The 13478-nt window shown below is 65.5% G+C and carries 12 protein-coding genes; 9 read left to right on the top strand and 3 right to left on the bottom strand.

The genetic code is table 11. The features are described 5' to 3' along the window. Positions 1-19: 19 nt before the first annotated feature. A complete protein-coding gene (locus ACZ92H_RS01750) occupies positions 20-799 on the bottom strand; it encodes an AraC family transcriptional regulator (RefSeq protein WP_465048227.1) in 780 nt (259 codons plus the stop codon). Positions 800-906: 107 nt separating this feature from the next. Between ACZ92H_RS01750 and ACZ92H_RS01745 the strand changes: the two genes are divergently transcribed. Beyond that, positions 907-1797 carry a DMT family transporter gene (locus ACZ92H_RS01745; RefSeq protein ID WP_465048228.1) on the top strand — a complete coding sequence of 297 codons (891 nt, stop codon included), beginning with the start codon at positions 907-909 and terminating at the stop codon, positions 1795-1797. 37 nt (positions 1798-1834) lie between these two features. Next, complete coding sequence (locus tag ACZ92H_RS01740; RefSeq protein WP_465048229.1) at positions 1835-2422, top strand: O-methyltransferase; 588 nt, start codon at positions 1835-1837, stop codon at positions 2420-2422. Here ACZ92H_RS01740 and ACZ92H_RS01735 read toward each other — a convergent pair whose 3' ends face one another. Both ACZ92H_RS01735 and ACZ92H_RS01730 read right to left on the bottom strand, forming a co-directional pair. Then, positions 2423-2932, bottom strand: coding sequence for a GAF domain-containing protein (locus ACZ92H_RS01735; RefSeq protein WP_131371021.1), 510 nt, complete (start codon positions 2930-2932; stop codon positions 2423-2425). A gap of 77 nt (positions 2933-3009) precedes the next feature. Then, positions 3010-3900, bottom strand: coding sequence for a LysR family transcriptional regulator (locus ACZ92H_RS01730; RefSeq protein ID WP_465048230.1), 891 nt, complete (start codon positions 3898-3900; stop codon positions 3010-3012). A 90-nt stretch (positions 3901-3990) separates the two neighbouring features. Between ACZ92H_RS01730 and ACZ92H_RS01725 the strand changes: the two genes are divergently transcribed. The 7 genes from ACZ92H_RS01725 (at position 3991) to ACZ92H_RS01695 (ending at position 13451) form a co-directional block, all read left to right on the top strand. Further along, positions 3991-4977, top strand: a complete 987-nt coding sequence (locus tag ACZ92H_RS01725) for an aldo/keto reductase (protein WP_465048231.1) — start codon at positions 3991-3993, stop codon at positions 4975-4977. A gap of 125 nt (positions 4978-5102) precedes the next feature. Continuing rightward, a complete protein-coding gene (locus tag ACZ92H_RS01720; RefSeq protein WP_465048232.1) occupies positions 5103-5927 on the top strand; it encodes a CheR family methyltransferase in 825 nt (274 codons plus the stop codon). 4 nt (positions 5928-5931) lie between these two features. Continuing rightward, entirely contained in the window at positions 5932-6573 is a 642-nt protein-coding gene (locus ACZ92H_RS01715; protein ID WP_465048461.1) for a chemotaxis protein CheB, read from the top strand. A gap of 106 nt (positions 6574-6679) precedes the next feature. Then, positions 6680-7807, top strand: a complete 1128-nt coding sequence (locus ACZ92H_RS01710) for a hybrid sensor histidine kinase/response regulator (protein ID WP_465048233.1) — start codon at positions 6680-6682, stop codon at positions 7805-7807. Continuing rightward, entirely contained in the window at positions 7804-11187 is a 3384-nt protein-coding gene (locus tag ACZ92H_RS01705; protein ID WP_465048234.1) for a hybrid sensor histidine kinase/response regulator, read from the top strand. The genes ACZ92H_RS01710 and ACZ92H_RS01705 overlap by 4 nt, the downstream gene beginning before the upstream one ends. A 44-nt stretch (positions 11188-11231) precedes the next feature. Next, entirely contained in the window at positions 11232-11630 is a 399-nt protein-coding gene (locus ACZ92H_RS01700) for an MAPEG family protein (protein WP_131371010.1), read from the top strand. Positions 11631-11759: 129 nt separating this feature from the next. Further along, entirely contained in the window at positions 11760-13451 is a 1692-nt protein-coding gene (locus ACZ92H_RS01695; protein WP_465048462.1) for a RecQ family ATP-dependent DNA helicase, read from the top strand. Positions 13452-13478: the final 27 nt, after the last annotated feature.

The following is a 13478-nucleotide window of genomic DNA, read 5'->3' as shown; positions in this document are numbered from 1 at the left end:
CTACCCCCGTTCCCCTTTTTCAGCCCATGCCGCGGCGGAACTGGTCGGGCGTGCCGCCGCCTTGCCGGCGGAACATGGCGATGAAGGCGGACGCCGTGCTGTAGCCCAGTTCCAGCGCGATCGCCTGGACGGTGTCGCCCCGTTCCAGCAGCGGCAGGGCCGCCAGGAAGCGCTGGCGCTGGCGCCATTCGCCGAACGGCATGCCCAGTTCGCGCTGGCAGCGGCGCGCCAGGGTGCGCTCCGTTACGTGCAATTGCGCAGCCCATTGCGCCAGTGAGCGGTTACTGCCCGGCTCCGCCTGCAGGGCGGCCAGCAGTGCCGCGATGACGGGCTCGTCGCTGCCGGGCAGGTAGGTGCGGCTGCACGGCGCCAGCTGCAATTGATCGACCAGCACCTGCGCCAGGCGCTGGTCCGCTGCGGTGCCGGGCGTGGTGACGCCCCGCCCGGCGAAGTCGCCGAGGATGGCCTTGAGCAGGGGACTCAGGACCAGCGCGCACGGCCGGGCCGGCAAGCGGTCGCACAGGCTGGCGTCGATATACGCCGAGTGGAACACGACATCCTGGCGGATATAACCGTCGTGCAAGGTCTCGGGCGGTATCCACACGGCGTACTGGGGCGGCGCCAGGTAGCGCTGGCCCGCCACCATGATTTCCATCACGCCCGTGGAACAGTAGGTGAGCTGGCCCCACGGATGGCTTTGGTAATCGAATTGCTGGTGCGCGTGATAATCGTCGAGGCGGAAATACACGGGATAGGGCAGGGTGTCGGATACGGCGGGGAAATGCTGGTTGCTGGCCATCGTGCCTCCTGTTTTGTCCGGTTCTTTGCATCGTTTGTCCGATATGCATTATATCCATGGAATCGGACCATGCGAAAATGGCGGTATTGACTAATGGAGTACGCCGCATGCAAGCCAAGCACTATCTGTTACCCGTGATCGCCGTGCTGATCTGGGCCATCAACACCATCGTCAGCAAGCTGGCCGTGGGCGTGATCGATCCGGCCGCCATCTCGTTCTACCGCTGGCTGCTGGCCGGCGTGCTGCTGGCGCTGGCATTTGCCCGCCCCGTGTGGAAGCAGCGGGCCGTGGTGAAACCGTATCTGGGCAAGCTGTTTGTGCTGGGCATGCTGGGCATGGTCATGTACCAGTGCCTGGCCTACATCGCGGCGCAAACGACGACGGCCACCAACATGGGCATCCTGGCCTCCATGATGCCCTTGCTGGCCGTGGGCCTGTCCGTGCTGCTGTTGAACGAGGCGCCCACCGTGGGCGGCGTGTTCGGCGGCCTGGTGTCCTTGCTGGGCCTGGCCTATTTGCTCAGCCACGGCGACCCGGCCGCGCTGCTCGCCCATGGCGCGGCCGCGGGCGATGCCCTGATGCTGCTGGCCTGCCTGTCGTATGCGGGCTACGGCGTGCTGCTCAAGCGCTGGAAGATTCCGCTGAATAACTGGCACTCGCTGCTGATCCAGGTCTGGTGCGCCGTGCCCGTGCTGTTCGTGTATTACCTGAGCCAGTCCGCGCCGCCCGTGACGGGCGCCGGCTTGCCGCTGGTGCTGTTTGCCGGCATCCCCGCGTCCATCATCGCGCCGTTTTTGTGGATGCACGGCCTGGCCAGGCTGGGTCCCAGCCGCGCGACGACATTGATGAATTTATTGCCCGTGTTTACCGTCATTATCGCCATGCTGTTTCTCGGCGAAACCCTGCATGGCTACGACGTGATCGGCGGCGGCGTGACCCTGCTGGGCGTGGTCATGGTGCAGTATTTGAAACGCCCGTTGCGGCGCGCCGCCACGTAATTTTTTGCTATGCTGGTGCTTTCCTCAAGGAGGCGCCATGCACAGCATCGATACCCTGTTGAATGAACTGGAAGCGTTCGGCAACGCCAATGACGCGGCGCACGCGGAACGGGCCAGCCGCATGCTCAATATTACGCGCGACACGGGCGAGCTGCTGGCCGTGCTGGTGCACGCGCGCGGCGCGCGGCGGATATTGGAAATCGGCACCTCGAACGGTTATTCCACCCTGTGGCTGGGGCGGGCGGCGCAGGCGCTGGGGGGCAGCGTGGTAACGGTGGAAATGGCGCAGGACAAGTTCGACATGGCGCATGCGAATTTTGCGCGTGCGCAGCTACAGGGCGTGATCGGCCAGCTGCTGGCCGACGCGGGCGACGTGCTGCGCGATGCGGCCGAGGGCGCCTACGACTTCATCTTTTTCGATTCGGCGCGCCAGCACTACGCGCAGTGGTGGCCGCAGCTGGACCGCGTGCTGGCCGCTGGCGGCGTGCTGGTGGTCGACAATGCCAGTTCGCACTACGCGGACATGGCCGATTTTCTCGACGGCATCCGCGCCGACAGCCGCTACACGACTTGCCTGGCCACCGTGGGCAAGGGCGAATTCATCGCCGTCAAGGCGGGCAACTGATTATTGCGCAACGATGGATGCTTCCAGCACGCGCACCAGCGACTCCACGCCTTGCGCGTCGACATCGTCAAAGCGGCTGACGAGGGGGCTGTCGAGGTCGAATACGCCGATGATCTGGCCATTGGCAAACACGGGCACCACCAGTTCCGAACGCGAATTGACGTCGCAGGCGATGTGGCCGGGAAACGCATGCACATCCTGCACGACGATGGACTTGCCTTCCACCACGGTAGTGCCGCACACGCCACGGCCCTTCTTGATGCGGATGCAGGCCGGCTTGCCCTGGAATGGTCCCAGCACCAGTTCCTCGCCTTTCAGGAAATAAAAGCCGGCCCAGTTCAGGCCCGGCATGGTGTTGAATACCAGCGAACTGAAATTGGCCGTGTTGGCGATGAAATCGCTCTCGCCCGAGAGCAAGCCCTGCAGCTGCGAACGCAGGTCCGCGTACATGGCTTGCTTGGCTTCGGGAGTGTCGGTGGCGTAGGCGGCGTCGCTGAGGGTAAACGTCATGATGGTGGCGCTCAAAAAAATGGGGAAGGCGCTATGGTAGCGCGTCTGGCGCGCGCGCGTGCGCCAGTGCCATCGCTTCAGCTTGTCAATGCCTGCTGCGCCAGCTGGCGCAGCAGGGGCAGGGCCGCATGGCCTTGCTCTTGCCGCCAGGCCAGTCCGATGCCGGCCGCCAGGTCGTCGCCTTCCACCAGTTGCCGGTACACCACGCCATCGAGGCGCAGCGCGCGGAACGAGTCGGCCAGCAGGGCCATGCCCTTGCCGGCCGCCACGTCGCTGAGCAGCACGTGGTGGTCCAGCGGTTCGCGCAGGAAGGTGGGGGCGAAGCCGTGGCGGCGGAACACTTGCCGGCAATGGTCAAAGAAGGCGGGCTGGCGCGCCCGTTCGAACCAGTAGATGGATTCGGTGGCGATATCGGCCAGGCCGAGCCTGCGCTTTTTCGCCAGGCGGTGCGCTGCCGGCAGGGCCAGCATCATGGGCTGGCGCGCCAGCGGCTGCACGGCCAGTTCGAAGATGGCGCTGGGCAAGGCGATCAGGGCCCCGTCGAGCTGCCCCTTGCGCACGGCGGCCACCAGGCGCGGCGATGGCGCGGACGTCAGTTCCAATCGCATGGCGGGCAATTGCCGCTCCAGCGCCGCCAGCAGGGGCCGGAACAGGCCCGCCTCCACCGAGCTGGTCAGGCCCAGGCGCAGGCGGGCGGGGGCGCTGTCCTGCTGCAGCGACGCTTGCGCCGCCGCCAGCAGGTCGAGGATATGCAGGGCTTGTGGCAGCAGGGTGCGTCCTGCCGGGGTCAGGGCCACGCCGTGCGTGTCGCGCTCGAACAGGCGCGTGCCCAGCTTGTCTTCCAGCGTCCTGATGGCGCGCGACAGGGGCGGCTGCGTCATGTGCAGCTGCTCCGCCGCCTGGCGGAAATTCAGGCAGCGGGCAACGGCGCAAAACAGGGTCAAGGCGCGGGTATCGAGGGCTCTCATACCAGAAAGGTATCACGAAATCGCTCATTCCCGTGGCGGCGGGCGCGGCCTAGACTGGCTGCATCGAGATCGACACGGAAGGAGAGCAGCATGCAGCAGCGACGCATCGGCAATAGCGGTTTGAACAGTTCGGCACTGGGCCTGGGCTGTATGGGCATGTCGGAATTCTATGGCGCCACGGACGAGGGGCAATCGCTGGCCACGCTGGCAGCGGCCCTGGCGGCGGGCGTGACCCTGTTCGACACGGCCGACGCCTACGGCTTCGGCCACAACGAGCAATTGCTGGGACGCTTTTTAAGCAAGCACCGGGGCCAGGCACTGGTCGCCACCAAGTGCGGTCTGGCGCGCGAGGCGGGCAGCTATGCGCGCCGCGTCGACAATTCCCCGGCCTACATTCGCCAGGCGTGTGCCGCGTCGCTGGCGCGCCTGGGCGTGGAAACCATCGACCTGTTTTATCTGCACCGCCTGAACCTGGACACGCCGCTGGAGGAATCGATGGGGGCGCTGGCGCAGCTGCGGCAGGAGGGCAAGATACGCGCCGTCGGCCTGTGCGAAGTGAGCGCCGCCACCTTGCGGCGCGCGGCGGCCATCTGCCCGGTGGCGGCCGTGCAGAGCGAATATTCGCTGTGGACGCGCGAGCCGGAGCAGGGCGTGCTGGCCGCCTGCCGCGACGTGGGCGCCAGTTTCTTCGCCTACAGTCCGCTGGGCCGCGGTTTCCTGACGGGCACCATCGCCGACGCGGCCAGCCTCGACGCCGGCGACTTCCGCCAGTTCAATCCCCGCTTCGCGGCCGACAACCTGGCGCGCAACCAGGCGATCGCCGGCCTGCTGCGGCAGCTGGCGCGCGACAAGGGCTGCACGCCGGCGCAGCTGGCGCTGGCCTGGCTGCTGGCGCAGGGCGACGACATCATCCCCATTCCCGGCACCAAGCGCGTCAGCTATCTGCACGACAACCTGGGCGCGCTGCACGTACGCCTGGACGGGGCCGAGCTGGCGGCCATCGCCGCGGCCTTTCCGCTGGGCATGGCAGCAGGCGAACGCTATACGCAAGAGGGCATGAAGGGCGTGGATGCATGAAAGTTCGCCGATGTGTTCGCTGGCGTACGCTACAGACCTGTTTTCCGGAGGATAATTTCTGCTGATCTGCTAGCATTCCGTAGCCCGGTGCGCGGTGCGCGATCGGTCCAGGATAAAAGAGGTGGATGTTGTTAGACGACGATATTTTCGAAATAGAACTGAAGTTACTGCTTGAGGGAATCTTGCTGAGGTATCAGCACGATTTCCGCGATTATTCCGTGGCGTCCCTGCGCCGGCGCATGCGCCAGGCCATGGAGCGCTTCGGCTGCGCCAGCCTGTCGCAATTGCAGGACCGCATCTTGCACGAACCGACCGTGTTCGCGCAGATGCTGCAGTTTTTTACGGTGCAGGTGAGCGAGATGTTCCGCGATCCCGCCTATTTCCGCGCCTTGCGCGAAAAAGTCGTGCCCATCCTGCATACCTACCCCTCGATCAAGATCTGGGTGGCGGGCTGCAGCAGCGGGGAAGAAGTGTGGTCGCTGGCCATCCTGCTGGAAGAGGAGGGTTTGCTCGAACGCAGCATGATTTACGCGACGGACATCAATGTCGAAGCGCTGGCCGCCGCCGAGGCGGGCATTTATTCGATCGAGCGCATCGCCCAGTTCAGCGAAAACTACCAGCTGGCGGGCGGCAAGCGCTCCTTGTCCGACTATTACACGGCGGCCTACAAGGGCGCCATCTTCGACCGGCGCCTGCGGCGCCAGTTTGTTTTCGCCGACCACAGCCTGGCGACCGACAGCGTGTTTTCGGAGGTGCACATGGTGTCCTGCCGTAATGTCATGATTTATTTCAATAAAGACTTGCAGGACCGTGCCCTGGGCCTGTTCCACGAAGCGCTGGTGAACCGGGGTTTCCTGGGACTGGGCATGAAGGAAAGCCTGCATTTCAGCCGTCACGCGGCCGACTTCCGCGAGCTGTGCCCGGCTGAAAAAATCTACCAGCGTGCCTGATCCCATGGATGCCAGCCTGTTGCCCGGCGCTTTGTCCGCCCTGCCGACCAGCGAGGTGGCGCCGCCGCCCGCCGGCTTGCGCCTGATCGCCATCGGCGCCTCGGCCGGCGGCGTGGAAGCGCTGGGCATCCTGCTGCGCGCCTTGCCCGCCACCTGCCGCGCGGCCGTGGTGGTGGTGCTGCACCTGGCGCCGGGCCGCTCCAGCCAGTTGCCGCAGCTGTATGCGGAGCGCTGCCAGCTGCCCTTGCGCGAAGCGCGCGACAAGGAACCCCTGCAAGCCGGCACCGTGTATTTCGCGCCGCCCGACTACCACCTGCAAGTGGAGCCGGAAGGCTGCTTTTCGCTGTCGCAGGAAGAACCCGTGTATTTCTCGCGTCCGTCGATCGATGTCTTGCTGGAAACGGCGGCCCTGGCTTACCGGCGCGCCATGCTGGCCATCATCCTGACGGGGGCCTCGGCCGATGGCGCGGCGGGCCTGGCGCGCGTGCGGCAACTGGGCGGCGGCGCCTGGGTGCAGGATCCGACGGGTGCCAGTTGTGGCATCATGCCGGCCGCCGCCCTGCAACGGGCCGGCGCGGACCGCGTGCTGGACCTGCCGCAAATGGCGGCCAGCCTGGCGCTGCTCGGTAATGGCGGGCACAAGTGAATGGAGACATGACAGTGCGTGTAATATACGCACAGACTGAAACAATAATAATTTCTATACAGAAACACGATGGCATTCTGCCGTTGCAATGCCAGAAAACGACTCCGTGACCGCACCTATCCATATTCTCGTCGTTGACGACATCGCGCAAAACCTGACCGCCGCCGAAGCCGTGCTGGCGCGGCCCGGGATTGTCATCCTCAAGGCCGCTTCGGGCGCCGAAGCGCTGGAACTGCTGCTGACGCATGAAGTGGCCCTGGCCCTGATCGACGTGCAGATGCCGCAGATGGACGGGTTCGAGCTGGCCGAGCTGATACGCGGCAGCGAGCGCACGCGCAGCATCCCGCTGATTTTCCTGACGGCCGCGTCGCGCGAGCCGAGCTACAGCTTCCGTGGCTACGAGGCGGGCGCCGTCGATTTCCTGTACAAGCCCTTCGACGCGAAAGCCTTGCAAAGCAAGGTGGCCGTGCTGGTCCAGCTGTACCAGCAGAAACGCGAATTGTCGGCCCAGCTCGATGAGCTCAAGCATGCGCTGCACCTCAACGAATTATTTACGGCCGTGCTGGGCCACGACTTGCGCACGCCGCTGTCGGTGGTGATGAATGGCGCCATGCTGCTGCCGATGATGAGCGACCACCCGAAAGTGGTGGTCACGGCGCAGCGCATCGAAAGCAGCGCCAAGCGCATGGCGCGCATGGTCGACCAGTTGCTGGACCTGGCCCGCATCCGCTCGGGCACCATGGAACTGCGCGGCAGCGTGCAGGATTACCTGGCGCTGGCGCGCGCCATCGTCGATGAATTCGAGACGCCGGGTCAGGGCGCGCCCGTCGAGGTCAGCAGCGTTGGCGAACTGCACGGACAATGCGATGCGGGCCTGCTGTCGCAGGTGATCTCGAATCTGTTAAACAATGCCATCACGCATGGCGAACCGGGCGCGCCGGTGCAACTGGCGCTCGATGGCCGGGCGGCCGACAGCATCGAATTGCGCATCATTAATCGCGGCGTGATTCCGTCCGCCTTGCTGCCCACCCTGTTCGAACCGTTCCAGCAGGTGGGCGACAAGCGCAAGACGGGCCAGGGCCTGGGATTGGGCTTGTATACCGTCAACATGTTCGTCAAGGCCCATGGCGGCACGGTCGAACTCAGCTCGACGGAGACGCAGGGCACGGTGGTGACGGTGCGCATTCCGCGCCAGTGCCAGGTGTGTGTGCAAGCCGGCGTGGTGGCGAAATGAGCACGCCCGCCTGGCCCCGCGGCGGCGGCATCATGGGCGACTTGGTGCGCCGGCATGACTGGGCCGCCACCAGCCTCGGCGCGCCCGAGAGCTGGCCCGCCAACTTGCGCACCAGCGTCGATATCGTGCTCAATTCGCCCATGGCCATGGTGCTGATGTGGGGCCCGCAGCACGTCATGGTCTACAACGACGACTACATCAACATCGCCGGCGCGCGCCATCCGCAAGCGCTGGGCGGCACGGTGCCCGCCGTCTGGCCCGAGATCTGGGAATGGAATGCGCGCATCCTGGCGGCGGGCATGCGCGGCGAGACGCAGGTGCACCGCGAAAGCTGTTTGCCGCTGCTGCGTGATGGGGTACCGACGGACGTGTGTTTCGACCTGTTCTATACGCCCGTGCATGGCGAGGAGGGCCAGGTCGATGGCGTGCTGTGCACGGCGCTGGAATTGACGGCGCGCATGGAAGAGGGCCGCCAGCTGAAGCTGGCCACGGCGGAACTGGGCGAACTCAACAGCAGCTTGCAGGCGGAAGGCGAAGCCGTGCGCGCCGCCAACCGCCGCCTGGGCGAAGAGCGCGCCCTGCTGCGCGCCCTGTTCCAGCAGGCACCCAGCTTCATGGCCATGCTGCGCGGGCCGCAGCACGTGTTCGAGCTGGCGAATGAACACTATCTGCGCCTCGTGGGACGCCGCGATTTGCTGGGCAGGACGGTCGAGGTGGCCTTGCCGGAAGTCAAGGCGCAAGGCTTCATCGACTTGCTCGACCAGGTCTACCGCACGGGCGTGGCCTTCGAGGGACGCCAGGTGAAGGTGGACCTGCAGACGGCGGAGGGACAGACGGCGCAGCGGCATATCGACTTCGTCTACCAGCCGATCAAGGATGACGACGGCGAGGTCACGGGCATCCTCGTCGAAGGCATCGACGTCACCGAACGCATGGAAGGCGAGGAGCGCCTGCGCCTGGCCCAGCAGGCGGGCGGCATCGGCACCTTCGAATGGTTCCCCGAAACGGGCGCGATGGTGGTCTCGCCCACGTTCCGCCGCCAGTGGGGCATCGCGGACGGGCAGGAAATCACGCAGCAGCTGCTGGTCAGCCTGGTCGATGAACGCGACCAGCGCAAGGTGGGGCCGAGCAAGCTGGCGCTGGCGCAGAATCCCCTCGAGTACGTGGAATACCGCGTGCGCCGCCCCGTCGATGGCGCGGTGCGCTGGATCGCGCGCCAGGGCGAGGTGGTAGCCGGCCGCGTGCCGGGCCAGCGCCGCTATGTGGGCGTATCGTTCGACGTCACGGACCGGCGCCAGATCGAGGAGGAACTGACGGCCAGCCAGGAACGCATGGCCGCCATCTTCGGCCAGGCTTCCGTGGGCTTGTCGGAACTGGGCCTCGATGGCCGCTTCCAGCGCGTCAACGGCGCGCTGTGCCGCATGCTGGGACGCTCCGCCGAAGAGCTGCTGAGCCTGAACATGAACGACATCATGCATCCCGATGATGTGCCGGGCAACACCGTGCTGTTCCGGCGCCTGGTGGAAACGGGCGAGTCGTTCTCGCTGGAAAAACGCTACCTGAAGCCCGATGGCACGCAAGTGTGGGTGTCGAGCAGCGTCAGCCGGCTGGTGGACGAGCAGGGACACACGCGTTCCCTGATCGCCGTCAAGACGGACATCACGGACCGCCGCCGCGTGGAAAAAGCGCTGCACGAATTGAACGAAACCCTGGAGCACCGGGTCGAACAGGAAGTGAGCGAGCGCACCAAGGCGGAAGACGCCTTGCGCCAGGCGCAGAAGATGGAAGCCGTGGGCCAGTTGACGGGCGGTATCGCGCACGATTTCAATAACGTGCTGCAGATTATTTCTGGCAACTTGCATTTGCTGCATCACCTGGCCGGCACGGATGGCTTGATGCGCCAGCGCCTGGATACGGCGATTGCCGCCGTCGAGCGCGGCGCCAAGCTGTCGTCGCATCTGCTGGCCTTTGCCCGGCGCCAACCGCTGAAGCCGGTGGTGGCGGATCTGGCGCGCGTGGTGCGCAACATGGACGCGCTGTTGCGGCGCGCCCTGGGCGAAGCCATCGATATCGTGCTCATCGGTGGGGGCGGGCTGTGGAATACCCTGGTCGACCGCAGCCAGATCGAGAATGTCATCCTCAACCTGGCCATCAATGCGCGCGACGCCATGGATGGCGTGGGCAAGCTGACGATCGAGCTGGGCAATGTTGTGCTGGACGAACAGTATGTGCACAACCTCGTCGACGTGCCGGCCGGCCAGTACGTGATGCTGTCCGTGACGGATACGGGGCATGGCATGAGCGGTCCCGTGCTGCAGCGCGCGTTCGAGCCCTTCTTTACCACCAAGCCGGAAGGGGCGGGCACGGGCCTGGGCCTGTCGATGGCGTATGGTTTTGTCACGCAAAGCCGCGGCCATATCCGCATTTACAGTGAACCTGGCGTGGGCACGGGAGTCAAAATCTATTTGCCCCGCTCCCTGATGGCGGAAGCGGACGAAGAAGTGGAATTGAGCGGCGTCGTCACGGGCGGCACGGAAACCGTGCTGGTAGTGGAAGACGACGTGGGCGTGCGTACCACCGTGGTCGACATGCTGGGCGCGCTTGGCTACACGGTGCTGAAAGCGGAGGATGGGGAAAGCGCGCTGGCCGTGCTGCAGAGCGGCGCGCAGATCGACTTGTTGTTTACGGACGTGATCATGCCCGGCCCCGTCAGCAGTACGGAGATGGCGCGCCAGGCGCGCGAATTGCAGCCCGATATCGCCGTGCTGTTTACCTCGGGCTATGCGCAGGACGTGATCGTGCACGAGGGGCGCCTCGATGCGGGCGTGGAGTTGCTCAGCAAACCGTACCGGCGCGAAGAGCTGGCACGCAAGCTGCGCCATGTGCTGGCGAACCGCCAGCAGCAGATGCGCGCGCGCCAGTTCGAACGCTCCGGCGCGCCCGTGGCGGGCAGCCTGTCGGCCAGCGCACTGCGGGCCGGCACGCCGGGGCTGGACTTGACGGGCCATGCGCCAGAGCCGCAGGGGGACATGCCGACATCCATGAAGATACTCGTGGTGGAAGACAACCTCGATTCGCAGCTGATGGTGTGCGAGCTGGTGGGCATGCTCGGGCATACGGTGAGCGGCGTGTCCGATGGCGAGTCCGCGTGGCAATTGCTAAGTGAGCAAGATTTCGATATCCTGTTTACGGACGTGAGCTTGCCGGGCATGTCCGGCATCGCGCTGGCGCGCATGGTGTTGCGCGACAAACCGGACATGCGCATCATCTTTTCCACTGGCTATGGCAAGGAATCGATGGATGAACTGGGCTTTTCCGCCAGCGTCTTGCGCAAGCCGTACGACTTGCTGGAGCTGCAAGCGGCACTCGACCAATCCTGACGGGCCCGTCTTCCGGCCGGCCTGTCCCACCCAAAGGCGAACTCATGACTCCTGAACTGACGATGCTCGGCTGTACCCTGGTGCTGGCGCTGGTGCAAATCCTGCTGCCCGCGATGTTCCGCACGCGCGAAACGGGCACGGCCTATAACGTGAGCGCGCGCGACGGCGCCGGCCCGCCCGTGGGCAAGATCACGGGCCGCTTGCAGCGGGCCCAGGCCAACCTGTTTGAAACCCTGCCCCTGTTCGCCGCCGCCGTGCTGATCGCCCACGTCACGGCGCAGGAAAGCGCGCTCACGCTGTACGGCGCCGCCCTGTACCTGGCCGCCCGCGTGCTGTACCTGCCCCTGTATGCGTTTGGCGTGCCCGTCGTGCGCACGCTCGTCTGGTGCGTGTCCATCGCCGGCCTGCTGATGCTGTTCTGGGCCATCCTGTTTGCTTCCTGAAGTCCTACATCGGCTGTGGCGCCCGTCCTATGGCGGCGCGCCAGGCCCGGCCGTAAAGTAGCTGCACCCTGGCGCCATGGCGCCGGGAGCGCGGTGTTTTACTTTCGGGACTTTATCGGGACGGCAATGATGAATGGTGCAGCGAAGCAATCCGGCAAACCGGGCAAACCAGGCAAACCAGGCAGGCACATCCAGCGCCTGCTGCGCTCCGTCTTTGGCGTCACCCGCTTGCGCGACGGCCAGCAGGAAGTCATCGACAGCGTGCTGGCCGGACAGGATACGCTGGCCATCATGCCCACCGGCAGCGGCAAGTCGCTGTGCTACCAGTTGCCGGCCGCGCTGCTGCCCGGCGCCACCCTCGTGGTCTCGCCGCTCATTTCGCTGATGAAGGACCAGCTGGAAAAGCTGCATGCGCTGGGCATCACGGCCGTACAGCTCAACAGCAGCCTCACGCGCGCCGAGGAAGACGACGCCCTGGCCTGCATCGCGCGCGGCGGCAAAATCATCATCTTTTGCACGCCGGAACGCCTGGCGATGCCGGCATTTCTCGCCCTGCTGTCGCAGGCGCCGCCCGTGCTGGCCGTCATCGACGAAGCCCATTGCATTTCCCAGTGGGGCCACGATTTCCGTCCCGCCTACCTGGAGATCGCGGCGGCCCTGCGCGCGCTGGGACGCCCGCCCGTGCTGGCGCTGACGGCCACGGCCACCGAGGAAGTCATCGGCGACATCCGCGCGCAGCTCGACGCTTCCCGCTTGCACGTCGTCAATACGGGGATTTACCGCGCCAACTTGCGCTACCGCGTGATCCAGGTCACGAACGCGGGGGAAAAGCAGGATGAGGTGCTGCGCCTGCTGCGCGAGACGCCGGGCGTGGGCATCGTCTATGCTGCCACGGTCAAGGCCGTCACGGCATTGACGGCGCGGCTGGAAGAGCTGGGGGCAAGCGTCACCTGTTATCACGGCAAGCTGGCGGCGCGCGAGCGCCAGCAGAACCAGGAACTGTTCATGGGCGGCGAACGCCGCATCATGGTGGCCACCAATGCGTTCGGCATGGGCATCGACAAGCCCGACACGCGTTTCGTGATCCATTTGCAAGTGCCGGCCAACCTGGAAGCGTACTACCAGGAATCGGGCCGCGCGGGCCGCGATGGCTTGCCTGCCGACTGCACCTTGCTGTTCTTCCAGGAAGACAAGCGGGTGCAGCAGTTTTTTCTCGCCAAGCACTATCCCACGGCCGAGGAACTGGCCGCCATCGTTGCTGTCGCGCAGGAACTGCCCGCCACCTTCCGCGCGGATGCGCTGCAATCGGCCTTGCCGGAGTTGTCCGACGGGCACCTGAAGGTGTGCCTGAAACTGTTAAAAGACGGCAAGCTGCTGCGTCAGGACCGCAAGCTGGGCTACAGCCTCAAGCCGCCCTCGGCCAAGGCCCTCACGTATGCGCAGCTGGCGCAGATTTATGTCGACAAGCAGGAGCGCGACAAGCAGGCGCTGGAGCAAATGGTGGCGTATGCGCAAAGCGGCCTGTGCCGCTGGAAGCTGCTGCTCGAGTACTTTGGCGACGCGGGGGATTTCGAGCGTTGCTGCAGCTGCGACAATTGTTTGTCGCCGCCGGCGCTGGCCATGCCCATGGCCCTCGACGATATGCTTCCGCCGGAAGCGCCCGCCGCGCCGCCTGCCCTGCAGATCGCCGTCGGCAGCCGCGTGCGCGTGCCCCGCTACCAGATCGGCACCGTGCTGTCCGTGGCGGGCGACCAGGTGACGATTGCCTTTCCGGAAAACACCACGCGGACCTTCATGGCGGAATTCGTCGCGCCTGTGTAATTCTAGTGTGCGCTGTCGGACAGATGA

This window comes from Janthinobacterium foliorum, assembly GCF_978021625.1.
Note: the sequence above shows the minus strand (reverse complement) of the source record. Positions and strands in the feature narration are given on the sequence as shown.